The following is a 12,654-nucleotide window of genomic DNA, read 5'->3' as shown; positions in this document are numbered from 1 at the left end:
ATGTCATGACCTGATCGGAATCAGGCGGACAGGCGGGCGCGACCCTTGCTACGGCGAGTCGCGAGAATCGCGCGGCCGGCACGGGTGCGCATACGCAGCCGGAAGCCGTGGGTCTTGGCGCGACGACGGTTGTTCGGCTGGAAGGTGCGCTTGCTCACTCGGGGGCTCCAGAAAGATTCGGTAGTGGCGGGGTGCCGTCCTGGCTGTCACCGTGCGCCCACGAGTAGCTCGCTTCACGCCCGAGTGCACCGCTTCCCGATCACCTGACGTGATCTGTGCCCATCGGAGGCAGGCGGCAGCAGCCATCGACAACTCGACCTGGTTACGGTACGCGGGGCGGCGCCATCCGGTCAAACCGGGGTTCCCCGAGAGACACTGTCCACAGGCTGGGGACAACAACTTGAACCGTACCCGCCGCGCTGACTACCGTGGCTGAACTCCGATTCGTTCCCTTGTCCCCCGCCCGAGCGGGATCGCCCCGCCCCGTCCACCCGGATTTCATCCCGACCCGTCCCTGAACCACACGTTCGTGGGACCTGTGAGAGAGCGTGCCCTGTGGCTGACGTACCTGCCGATCTTGCCGCAGTGTGGCCGCGAGTACTGGAGCAGCTCCTCGGGGAGGGCCGTGGTCAGGGTGTGGAGGTCAAGGACGAGCACTGGATCCGGCGCTGCCAGCCGCTCGCGCTGGTCGCGGACACCGCCCTGCTCGCCGTACCGAACGAATTCGCGAAGGGCGTACTGGAGGGCCGTCTCGCGCCGGTCGTCAGCGAGACCCTGAGCCGCGAGTGCGGCCGTCCCATCCGGATCGCGATCACCGTGGACGACTCGGCGGCCGAACCGCCGGCTTCCGCCGGGCCTTCCCCGCAGCAGCCGAAGCCGCGCTACGAGGAGCCGGAGCTGCCCTCCGGGCCGTACGAGGGCTACGGCCGACACCGCGGCGGCGACCAGCGCCCGGGTACCGAGCCGCGCTCGGAACAGCATGCGTCCTCCCGCCCGGACCAGCTGCCCACCGCCCGCCCGGCCTACCCGTCCGAGTACCACCGCCCCGAGCCGGGTGCCTGGCCGCGCCCCGGCCAGGACGATTACGGCTGGCAGCAGCCCCGGCTCGGCTTCCCCGAGCGGGACCCGTACGCCTCCCCGTCGTCCCAGGACGGCTACGGCTCCGGGGCGGACGCGTACGGCTCGCCGTCCCAGGACTACCGCCCGCAGAACCCGGACCGGCCGCCGTACGAACAGCAGCGCGGCGATTACGCCTCCCCGCGCGCGGACTACGACTCCGGGCGTCCGGACTACGACTCCCCGCGTCCCGACTACGACCCGCCCCGGGCCGAGTACGACCAGCGGGACCCGGTCCGCCGCGAGCTGCCCGAACCGCCGGCGCACCGCGGCGGGCACGGCCGGCCGGACGTGCCCGCGACGGGTGCCCCCGGCCCGCCGGCCAAGCAGCCGGCCCCGGCGAGCGGCCCCGGCGAGCCGACGGCACGGCTGAACCCCAAGTACCTGTTCGACACGTTCGTCATCGGCGCGTCCAACCGGTTCGCACACGCGGCGGCGGTCGCGGTCGCCGAGGCGCCGGCGAAGGCGTACAACCCCCTGTTCATCTACGGGGAGTCGGGGCTCGGCAAGACGCATCTGTTGCACGCCATCGGGCACTACGCGCGCAGCCTCTACCCGGGCACGCGCGTGCGGTACGTGAGCTCGGAGGAGTTCACCAACGAGTTCATCAACTCCATCCGCGACGGCAAGGGCGACAGCTTCCGCAAGCGCTACCGCGAGATGGACATCCTGCTCGTCGACGACATCCAGTTCCTGGCGGACAAGGAGTCGACGCAGGAGGAGTTCTTCCACACCTTCAACACGCTCCACAACGCCAACAAGCAGATCGTGCTCTCCAGCGACCGGCCGCCCAAGCAGCTGGTGACACTCGAGGACCGGCTGCGGAACCGTTTCGAGTGGGGTCTGATCACCGACGTCCAGCCGCCGGAACTGGAGACGCGCATCGCGATCCTGCGCAAGAAGGCGGTGCAGGAGCAGCTGAACGCCCCGCCGGAGGTGCTGGAGTTCATCGCCTCCCGGATCTCGCGGAACATCCGTGAGCTGGAGGGTGCGCTGATCCGGGTGACGGCGTTCGCCTCGCTCAACCGGCAGCCGGTGGACCTGGGCCTGACGGAGATCGTCCTGAAGGATCTGATCCCCGGTGGCGAGGACAGCGCGCCGGAGATCACGGCCTCGGCGATCATGGCGGCCACCGCGGACTACTTCGGACTGACGGTGGAGGACCTGTGCGGCACCTCCCGCGGGCGCGCGCTGGTCACCGCCCGGCAGATCGCGATGTACCTGTGCCGTGAGCTGACGGATCTGTCACTGCCGAAGATCGGCGCTCAGTTCGGCGGCCGTGACCACACGACCGTCATGCACGCCGACCGCAAGATCCGCGCGCTCATGGCCGAGCGGCGCTCGATCTACAACCAGGTCACCGAGCTGACCAACCGCATCAAGAACGGCTGAGAGCGGCCGCAGGACGGCGTCGGAGGGCGCCCCGGGGAACACGTCTCCCCGGGGCGCCCTCCGGCGTTTCCGCGGGCCCCGCTCACCGTGCCGGAGGCCGTCCCCCGGGCTCCTGATGCCGGCCCTCGGCGTCCCGAGCCCTCACGCACCGGCGCCCGAACCCTCACGTTCCGGCGCCCCGAGCCCCCCACGTACCGGCGCCCCGGAACCTCACGCACCGGCGCCCCGACGCGCGTGTACCGGTGTCCCGACGCGCGCGTACCGGCGTCCCGCAGCGGCACGCACCGGTGTCCAAGGCACCGCGCACCGGCTGTGGACCGTTTCACCCCGGTCATCCGGTGTTCGAATACTTGCCGGGTTACGGCCACTCTCCACAGATTCGGTGACTTTCTTCCGTCCACATCCTGGGGACTGCGAAGTTGTCCCGAGCCGCGTCCACAGGGAAGCTGGCCACGTGGCGTCCGCCCAGCTCATCGGCCTGTGGAATCGTGGACGAACGATCTCCACAGGTTGTGGAAAACGCGAGGGTCCACAGCCCGCGCACCGAGTTGTCCACCGGCTGCCCACAGGCTGGGGGCAGTTGTCCCCAGCGATACCCGGCTTCTCCACATGGCTGTCCACTGTTCGGCAACCCGACGCACCCGGTCACCGCGTCGAGTGAAAGGCGTCACAGGAAGCTGCCGGGTTGGGGTGTGGGAAACCTGGGTATTCCTGGGGACACAGCTGGGGAGAACTGCCCTCCTCCTGTGGGCGACGTGTGCAGAACTTTCTGTTCTCCACAGAAAGCCCCGGTTGTCCACTGCCTCCACCCACAGGGCCGGTGGATAAAAAACGCGTGCTGAGCTGGGCAAACGCGGTTATCCACGGTATCCACAGGCCCTACTACTACTCCCGACTAGAGAGAGTTCGGGAGTCGCTTTGAAGCGGGGCCTGTGCACAACTCGCCGTCTCGCGTCCGGCTGGCCCCCGGACCGACTTGACCCCGACGGGCACCTACTGTCAGTGCCGTGCGTCAGACTGGTCCCCGGTGTCCTTCCCGTCCCAGTGGGCGGTGACACCGAGTCGGAGGACTCAGTAGCAACAGCAGGAGGCGGCTTACGGTGAAGATCCGGGTGGAACGCGACGTACTCGCGGAGGCAGTGGCGTGGGCAGCACGCAGCCTCCCGGCCCGTCCGCCGGCGCCTGTCCTCGCCGGCCTCCTGCTGAAGGCCGAGGACGGCCAGCTGAGCCTGTCGGGCTTCGACTACGAGGTCTCCGCGCGGGTCAACGTCGAGGCGGAGGTCGAGGAGGAGGGCACCGTCCTCGTCTCGGGCCGGCTGCTCGCCGACATCTCCCGGGCCCTCCCCAACCGGCCGGTGGAGATTTCCACAGACGGTGTACGGGCGACCGTGGTCTGCGGCTCCTCGCGCTTCACCCTCCACACACTGCCTGTGGAGGAGTACCCGGCACTGCCGCAGATGCCGAACGCGACCGGCACCGTCCCCGGCGAGGTCTTCGCCGCCGCCGTCTCCCAGGTGGCCATCGCCGCCGGCCGTGACGACACGCTCCCGGTGCTGACCGGTGTGCGCATCGAGATCGAGGGCGACACGGTCACCCTGGCCTCCACCGACCGTTACCGCTTCGCGGTCCGGGAGTTCCTGTGGAAGCCGGAGAACCCGGACGTCTCCGCGGTCGCCCTGGTGCCCGCCAAGACGCTCCAGGACACCGCCAAGGCCCTGACGAGCGGCGACAGCGTCATCCTGGCGCTCTCCGGCTCCGGCGCGGGCGAGGGGCTGATCGGTTTCGAGGGCGCGGGCCGGCGTACGACCACGCGCCTGCTCGAGGGCGACCTGCCGAAGTACCGGACGCTGTTCCCGACCGAGTTCAACTCCGTCGCCGTGATCGAGACCGCGCCGTTCGTGGAGGCGGTCAAGCGTGTGGCCCTGGTCGCCGAGCGGAACACCCCGGTGCGGCTGAGCTTCGAGCAGGGCGTGCTGATCCTGGAGGCCGGTTCCAGCGACGACGCACAGGCTGTGGAAAGGGTCGACGCGCAGCTGGAGGGCGACGACATCTCGATCGCCTTCAACCCGACGTTCCTGCTGGACGGTCTGAGCGCGATCGACTCGCCGGTGGCGCAGCTGTCGTTCACCACGTCCACGAAGCCGGCGCTGCTCAGCGGGAAGCCGGCGGTGGACGCCGAGGCAGACGACGCCTACAAGTACCTGATCATGCCGGTGCGGCTCAGCGGCTGACGTCGTCCACAGCTGTGCACAGTGCCGGGTGTCTCGTGCGGGCGCCCGGCACCAGGTGGGGCAGATCGGCGAGACGTGGAGAAGCCGCAGGTCAGAGGGGTAACGCATGAGCGCGTATGCCCACAGCTGTGCAGGAGCGTGCGGGTTTAGGCTCGGCTCGGCACCTCAGGTGCCTCTCACGCCACACAGCGACCTAAGGAACACAACTGATGGAGCTCGGTCTCGTCGGCCTCGGCAAGATGGGCGGCAACATGCGCGAGCGGATCCGCCGCGCGGGCCACACCGTCGTCGGATACGACCGCAACGCGGACCTCGCGGATGTCCACAGCCTGGAAGAGCTTGTGGGCAAGCTCAGCGGCCCGCGTGTGGTCTGGGTGATGGTCCCGGCCGGTGAGGCGACCCAGTCGACCATCGACCAGCTCGCCGAACTGCTGGCGCCCGGCGACGTGGTCGTGGACGGCGGCAACTCCCGCTGGACGGACGACGAGAAGCACGCCGAGGAACTGGCCGCCAAGGGCATAGGTTTCGTCGACTGCGGTGTCTCCGGCGGCGTCTGGGGCCTGGAGAACGGATATGCGCTGATGTACGGCGGCGACGCCGAGAACGTCGCCAAGGTGCAGCCGGTCTTCGACGCGCTGAAGCCGGCGGGCGACTTCGGCGCGGTGCACGCGGGCAGGGTCGGCGCGGGCCACTTCGCGAAGATGGTCCACAACGGCATCGAGTACGCCATGATGCAGGCCTACGCCGAGGGCTGGGAGCTGCTGGAGAAGGTCGACTCCGTGGAGAACGTCCGCGAGGTCTTCCGCTCCTGGCAGGAGGGCACCGTCATCCGGTCCTGGCTGCTGGATCTCGCGGTCAACGCCCTCGACGAGGACGAGCACCTGGGCGGCCTGCGCGGTTATGCACAGGACTCCGGTGAGGGACGCTGGACCGTGGAGGCCGCGATCGACAACGCGGTGCCGCTGCCGGCGATCACCGCGTCGCTGTTCGCGCGGTTCGCCTCCCGGCAGGAGGACTCGCCGCAGATGAAGATGATCGCCGCGCTGCGCAACCAGTTCGGCGGGCACGCAGTAGAGAAGAAGTAGGCCCCTTCGCGGGCCGGAGACAAGCAGGGAGGTCGGCGGGACGACCATGCACGTCACGCATCTATCGCTGGCCGACTTCCGCTCGTACGCCCGGGCCGAGGTCCCGCTCGACCCGGGCGTCACCGCCTTCGTCGGCCCCAACGGGCAGGGCAAGACCAACCTCGTGGAGGCGGTCGGCTACCTGGCCACGCTCGGCAGCCACCGGGTCGCCTCCGACGCCCCCCTCGTCCGCATGGGCGCCGAGCGCGCGGTCGTCCGGGCGCAGGTCCGGCAGGGCGACCGGCAGCAGCTGATCGAGCTGGAGCTGAACCCGGGCAGGGCCAACCGCGCCCGTATCAACCGCTCCTCGCAGGTCAGGCCGAGGGACGTGCTGGGGATCGTACGGACCGTGCTGTTCGCGCCCGAGGATCTCGCGCTGGTGAAGGGGGACCCCGGGGAGCGGCGGCGGTTCCTGGACGAGCTGGTCACCGCCCGGTCCCCGCGGATGGCGGGTGTGCGCTCCGACTACGAGCGGGTGCTCAAGCAGCGCAACACCCTGCTGAAGACGGCCGCGCTGGCACGCCGGCACGGCGGGCGGTCCATGGACCTGTCCACCCTCGACGTGTGGGACCAGCATCTCGCGCGCGCGGGTGCGGAGCTGCTCGCGCAGCGGCTGGACCTGATCGCCGCGTTGCGGCCGCTGGCCGACAAGGCGTACGAGCAGCTGGCCCCCGGCGGCGGTCCGGTCGGACTGGAGTACAAGCCGTCCGCGCCCGGTGAGGCCCACACGCGCGAGGACCTCTGCGCCCAGCTCATGGCGGCGCTGACGGAGGCGCGCAAGCAGGAGATCGAGCGGGGCGTGACCCTCGTGGGCCCCCACCGTGACGATCTGGTTCTCAAACTCGGTCAGCTGCCCGCCAAGGGGTACGCCTCGCACGGCGAGTCCTGGTCCTACGCCCTCGCCCTGCGGCTGGCCTCGTACGACCTGCTGCGCGCCGAGGGCAACGAGCCGGTGCTGATCCTGGACGACGTCTTCGCCGAGCTGGACGCCCGCCGCCGGGAACGGCTCGCGGAGCTGGTCGCCCCCGGCGAGCAGGTGCTGGTCACCGCCGCCGTGGACGACGACGTACCCGGTGTGCTGGCCGGCGTCCGGTACACGGTGGCCGACGGGGCGGTGGAGCGCGTATGAGCGCCGGGAAACCCGTCTCGGACCCCGGCCGGAGCGCCTCGGACCCCGGCGGGGGCGACAAGGAGCCCTCCGGTGTCGACCTCGCGCGCGTGGCGTTGCGCGCCGCGAAGGAACAGGCACGCGCGCGTGGGGACGCGGCTCGGCAGAAGAAGCAGGTGCGGCGGGGCGGCGGCCTGCGCTCCGGCGCGCGCGCCGACGGACGCGACCCGATGGCGCTGGGCGCGGCGATCAACCGGCTGATCAACGAGCGCGGCTGGGAGACGCCCGCCGCGGTGGGCGGGGTCATGGGCCGCTGGCCCGAGATCGTCGGCGAGGACCTGGCCAACCACTGTGTGCCGCAGCGGTACGACGAGGACGAGCGGGTGCTCACCGTCCAGTGCGACTCGACGGCCTGGGCGACCCAGCTGCGCGTGCTCGCGCCGGCGCTGGTGGCCCGGCTCAACGAGGATCTCGGGCACGGCAGCGTACGGATGATCAAGGTGCTCAATCCGGGCGGCCCGCCCCGCCGCTACGGCCCTCTGCGGGCTCCGGGCAGCACCGGACCCGGCGATACGTACGGGTGACGTACCTCACGTCGCGGGGTCCGTGCGGCATGCCGTCGTACCTGCGTACGCCTGTGTGGATCACCGCCCGGACGCGCCCGGAAGGCCTTCCGACCCCCCGGTAGCCAAGGGTTGACGGCTGGAAGCGCTGAGCGCCACTGTGAGCCGCTTGGAGCCCCCATCCGTATATCGGGACCCGGCCGAGACCGGTTGAGGGCGGCACATGGGGGCTCAGGTGCCCGCAAACCCCCATCGATGTCAGTGCTACCGGTAGACTGGAAGACAATCCCGCCCCAACGTGGGGACCGCCCGGGAAAAGCTGAGCAACGCTGATCAAGGCTTACCAACGCACCATGCCGCAGCCGCTCCGGCAACCTGCCGACGAGCCCGGCTCGTGCTGTGCCAGAAAGGGCGCTTCGTGGCCGATTCCGGCAACCCCAACGAGAACATCCCGTCCACCGACGCCGGCGTGAACGCCGAGGCCGCGGTCTCCGTGTCCTACGACGCCAGCGCCATCACCGTGCTCGAAGGGCTGGACGCGGTCCGCAAGCGGCCCGGCATGTACATCGGCTCCACGGGCGAGCGCGGTCTGCACCACCTGGTGTACGAGGTCGTCGACAACTCGGTCGACGAGGCGCTGGCCGGTTACGCGGACACCATCGACGTGACGATCCTCGCCGACGGCGGGGTGCGCGTCGTCGACAACGGCCGTGGCATCCCGGTGGGCATCGTGCCCTCCGAGGGCAAGCCGGCCCTCGAGGTCGTGCTGACCGTGCTGCACGCGGGCGGCAAGTTCGGCGGCGGCGGGTACGCCGTGTCCGGTGGTCTGCACGGTGTGGGTGTGTCCGTCGTGAACGCCCTGTCGAGCAAGGTCTCCGTCGAGGTGAAGACGGACGGCCACCGCTGGACGCAGGACTACAAGATGGGCGTCCCCACGGCGCCGCTGGCCAAGCACGAGGCGACCGACGAGACCGGCACCTCGGTGACCTTCTGGGCCGACGCGGAGATCTTCGAGACCACCGAGTACTCCTTCGAGACGCTGTCCCGGCGCTTCCAGGAGATGGCGTTCCTCAACAAGGGCCTGACGATCAAGCTCACCGACGAGCGTGAGTCGGCGAAGGCGGTCGCCGGCGCGGACGAGGCGGGCGCGGACGAGAAGGCCGAGGTCAAGACCGTCACGTACCACTACGAGGGCGGCATCGTCGACTTCGTGAAGTACCTCAACTCCCGCAAGGGAGAGGCGGTCCACCCCACCGTCGTGGCGCTGGAGGCCGAGGACAGGGACAAGAGCCTGTCCCTCGAGGTCGCCATGCAGTGGAACAGCGGCTACAGCGAGGGCGTGTACTCCTTCGCGAACATCATCCACACGCACGAGGGCGGTACGCACGAGGAGGGCTTCCGCGCGGCCCTCACGAGCCTGATCAACAAGTACGCGCGCGACAAGAAGCTGCTGCGCGAGAAGGACGACAACCTCACCGGTGACGACATCCGTGAGGGTCTGACCGCGATCATCTCGGTCAAGCTGAGCGAGCCGCAGTTCGAGGGCCAGACGAAGACCAAGCTGGGCAACACGGAGGCCAAGACCTTCGTGCAGAAGGCGGTCTACGAGCACCTCAACGACTGGCTGGACCGCAACCCGGTCGAGGCCGCGGACATCATCCGCAAGGGCATCCAGGCGGCCACCGCGCGCGTGGCGGCCCGCAAGGCGCGCGACCTGACCCGGCGCAAGGGCCTGCTGGAGTCGGCGTCCCTGCCGGGCAAGCTGTCCGACTGCCAGTCGAACGACCCCACCAAGTGCGAGATCTTCATCGTCGAGGGTGACTCCGCCGGCGGCTCGGCCAAGTCCGGCCGCAACCCGCAGTACCAGGCGATCCTCCCGATCCGCGGCAAGATCCTGAACGTCGAGAAGGCCCGGATCGACAAGATCCTGCAGAACCAGGAGATCCAGGCGCTGATCTCCGCCTTCGGCACGGGCGTGCACGAGGACTTCGACATCGAGAAGCTCCGCTATCACAAGATCATCCTGATGGCGGACGCCGACGTCGACGGCCAGCACATCAGCACCCTGCTGCTGACCTTCCTGTTCCGCTTCATGCGGCCGCTGGTCGAGGCCGGGCACGTGTACCTGTCCCGTCCCCCGCTGTACAAGATCAAGTGGGGCCGGGACGACGTCGAGTACGCCTACTCCGACCGCGAGCGTGACGCTCTGATCGAGATGGGCCGGCAGCGCGGCAAGCGGGTGCGCGAGGACTCGATCCAGCGCTTCAAGGGCCTCGGCGAGATGAACGCCGAGGAGCTGCGCGTGACCACGATGGACCAGGAGCACCGGGTCCTCGGCCAGGTCACCCTCGACGACGCCGCCCAGGCCGACGACCTGTTCTCGGTCCTCATGGGCGAGGACGTCGAGGCCCGCCGCGCGTTCATCCAGCGCAACGCCAAGGACGTCCGCTTCCTCGACATCTGAGTCGGTCTCAGCTGACCGCACCAGGAAGGATCTTCACCAGCAATGGCCGACGAGAACACTCCCGTCACCCCGGAAGAGGGCGGCGAAATCGTGATGCGTGTCGAGCCCGTCGGGCTCGAGACGGAGATGCAGCGCTCGTACCTGGACTACGCGATGTCCGTCATCGTGTCCCGTGCGCTGCCCGACGTCCGGGACGGTCTCAAGCCCGTCCACCGCCGCGTCCTGTACGCCATGTACGACGGCGGCTACCGCCCCGAGCGTGGCTTCTACAAGTGCGCCCGCGTCGTCGGCGACGTCATGGGCAACTACCACCCGCACGGTGACTCCTCCATCTACGACGCCCTGGTGCGCCTCGCCCAGCCGTGGTCGATGCGGATGCCGCTGGTGGACTCCAACGGCAACTTCGGCTCCCCGGGCAACGACCCGGCGGCGGCGATGCGCTACACCGAGTGCAAGATGGCGCCGCTGTCGATGGAGATGGTCCGGGACATCGACGAGGAGACCGTCGACTTCACGGACAACTACGACGGCCGCTCCCAGGAGCCGACCGTCCTGCCGGCCCGCTTCCCGAACCTGCTGATCAACGGCTCGGCCGGTATCGCGGTCGGCATGGCCACCAACATCCCGCCGCACAACCTGCGCGAGGTCGCGGCCGGCGCCCAGTGGTACCTGGAGAACCCGGACGTCTCGCACGAGGAGCTGCTGGACGCGCTCATGGAGCGCATCAAGGGCCCCGACTTCCCGACCGGCGCGCTCGTCGTGGGCCGCAAGGGCATCGAGGAGGCGTACCGCACCGGGCGCGGCTCCATCACCATGCGGGCCGTGGTGGAGGTCGAGGAGATCCAGGGCCGCCAGTGCCTGGTGGTCACCGAGCTGCCGTACCAGGTGAACCCGGACAACCTCGCGCAGAAGATCGCCGACCTGGTGAAGGACGGCAAGATCGGCGGCATCGCGGACGTCCGTGACGAGACGTCGTCCCGTACCGGCCAGCGCCTGGTGATCGTCCTCAAGCGGGACGCCGTCGCCAAGGTCGTGCTGAACAACCTGTACAAGCACACCGACCTGCAGACGAACTTCGGCGCCAACATGCTGGCGCTGGTCGACGGCGTACCGCGCACGCTGTCGCTGGACGCGTTCATCCGGCACTGGGTGACGCACCAGATCGAGGTCATCGTCCGCCGGACCCGGTTCCGGCTGCGCAAGGCCGAGGAGCGGGCGCACATCCTGCGCGGTCTGCTGAAGGCGCTGGACGCGATCGACGAGGTCATCGCGCTGATCCGGCGCAGCGACACCGTGGACGTCGCGCGCACCGGCCTGATGGGCCTGCTGGAGATCGACGAGATCCAGGCCAACGCCATCCTCGAGATGCAGCTGCGCCGGCTGGCCGCCCTGGAGCGCCAGAAGATCGTCCAGGAGCACGACGAACTCCAGACGAAGATCAACGAGTACAACGCGATCCTCGCCTCCCCGGTCCGTCAGCGCGGGATCGTCAGCGAGGAGCTGGCCGCGATCGTCGAGAAGTACGGCGACGACCGCCAGACCAAGCTGATCCCGTACGAGGGCGACATGTCCATCGAGGACCTGATCGCCGAGGAGGACATCGTCGTCACCGTCTCGCGCGGCGGTTACGTCAAGCGGACGAAGACGGACGACTACCGGGCGCAGAAGCGCGGCGGCAAGGGCGTGCGCGGGACGAAGCTGAAGGAAGACGACATCGTCGACCACTTCTTCGTCTCCACCACGCACCACTGGCTGCTGTTCTTCACCAACAAGGGCCGGGTGTACCGGGCGAAGGCGTACGAGCTGCCGGACGCCGGCCGGGACGCGCGCGGGCAGCACGTGGCGAACCTGCTGGCCTTCCAGCCGGACGAGGCGATCGCCGAGATCCTCGCGATCCGTGACTACGAGGCGGCGCCGTACCTGGTCCTCGCCACGAAGGGCGGCCTGGTCAAGAAGACGCCTCTGAAGGATTACGATTCGCCTCGCTCCGGCGGTGTCATCGCGATCAACCTGCGCGAGCGCGAGGACGGTTCGGACGACGAACTCATCGGTGCCGAGCTGGTCTCCGCCGACGACGATCTGCTCCTGATCAGCAAGAAGGCGCAGTCGATCCGGTTCACCGCCTCGGACGAGACCCTTCGCCCGATGGGCCGCGCCACCTCGGGCGTCAAGGGGATGAGTTTCCGCGAGGGCGACGAGCTTCTGTCGATGAATGTTGTTCGACCCGGTACGTTCGTGTTCACTGCCACCGACGGTGGGTACGCGAAGCGGACCGCCGTCGACGAGTACCGCGTCCAGGGCCGCGGCGGCCTCGGTATCAAGGCCGCCAAGATCGTGGAGGACCGTGGTTCACTCGTCGGCGCGCTGATTGTCGAGGAGAACGACGAAATCCTCGCGATCACCCTCTCCGGCGGTGTGATTCGTACGCGAGTCAACGAGATCAGGGAGACGGGCCGTGACACCATGGGCGTCCAGCTGATCAACCTGGGCAAGCGCGATGCCGTAGTCGGTATCGCACGTAACGCCGAGGCCGGACGCGAGGCGGAGGAAGTCGACGGCGACGTGGTCGTCGACGAGACCGCCGAGGGTGCCGAGGCCACCGGCACGGACGAGGGTGAGGCGCCCTCGGCCGAGTAGGCACGAGGAGTGAGTCATC

The 12,654-nt window shown here is 69.2% G+C and carries 8 protein-coding genes; 7 read left to right on the top strand and 1 reads right to left on the bottom strand.

Annotation, left to right across the window (positions count from 1 at the left end; translation table 11 throughout):
* Positions 1–20: 20 nt before the first annotated feature.
* Complete coding sequence (gene rpmH / locus AB0B40_RS09070) at positions 21–158, bottom strand: 50S ribosomal protein L34 (protein WP_003975051.1); 138 nt, start codon at positions 156–158, stop codon at positions 21–23.
* Positions 159–555: 397 nt separating this feature from the next.
* Between rpmH and dnaA the strand changes: the two genes are divergently transcribed.
* From dnaA to gyrA, 7 genes are all read left to right on the top strand, one after another.
* Positions 556–2,508, top strand: coding sequence for a chromosomal replication initiator protein DnaA (gene dnaA / locus AB0B40_RS09065; RefSeq protein ID WP_345058948.1), 1,953 nt, complete (start codon positions 556–558; stop codon positions 2,506–2,508).
* Positions 2,509–3,608: 1,100 nt separating this feature from the next.
* Positions 3,609–4,739, top strand: coding sequence for a DNA polymerase III subunit beta (gene dnaN / locus AB0B40_RS09060; protein ID WP_345058950.1), 1,131 nt, complete (start codon positions 3,609–3,611; stop codon positions 4,737–4,739).
* Between the two features lie 209 nt (positions 4,740–4,948).
* The gene (gene gnd / locus AB0B40_RS09055) at positions 4,949–5,824 is read left to right on the top strand and encodes a phosphogluconate dehydrogenase (NAD(+)-dependent, decarboxylating) (RefSeq protein ID WP_362263602.1); all 876 of its coding nucleotides are present in this window, start codon (positions 4,949–4,951) and stop codon (positions 5,822–5,824) included.
* Positions 5,825–5,870: 46 nt separating this feature from the next.
* Complete coding sequence (recF, locus tag AB0B40_RS09050) at positions 5,871–6,992, top strand: DNA replication/repair protein RecF (RefSeq protein ID WP_345058954.1); 1,122 nt, start codon at positions 5,871–5,873, stop codon at positions 6,990–6,992.
* A complete protein-coding gene (locus AB0B40_RS09045; RefSeq protein ID WP_345058956.1) occupies positions 6,989–7,555 on the top strand; it encodes a DciA family protein in 567 nt (188 codons plus the stop codon). Before recF ends, AB0B40_RS09045 begins: the two co-directional genes overlap by 4 nt.
* A 373-nt stretch (positions 7,556–7,928) precedes the next feature.
* A complete protein-coding gene (gyrB, locus tag AB0B40_RS09040; RefSeq protein ID WP_345058958.1) occupies positions 7,929–9,998 on the top strand; it encodes a DNA topoisomerase (ATP-hydrolyzing) subunit B in 2,070 nt (689 codons plus the stop codon).
* A gap of 42 nt (positions 9,999–10,040) precedes the next feature.
* Positions 10,041–12,635, top strand: a complete 2,595-nt coding sequence (gene gyrA / locus AB0B40_RS09035) for a DNA gyrase subunit A (protein ID WP_345058960.1) — start codon at positions 10,041–10,043, stop codon at positions 12,633–12,635.
* Positions 12,636–12,654: the final 19 nt, after the last annotated feature.

The organism is Streptomyces sp. NPDC042638, assembly GCF_040647235.1.
Taxonomy (GTDB): Bacteria; Actinomycetota; Actinomycetes; order Streptomycetales; family Streptomycetaceae; genus Streptomyces; species Streptomyces rameus.
The sequence above is the reverse complement of the archived record's forward strand: the minus strand, read 5'-3'. Positions and strand labels throughout refer to the sequence as shown.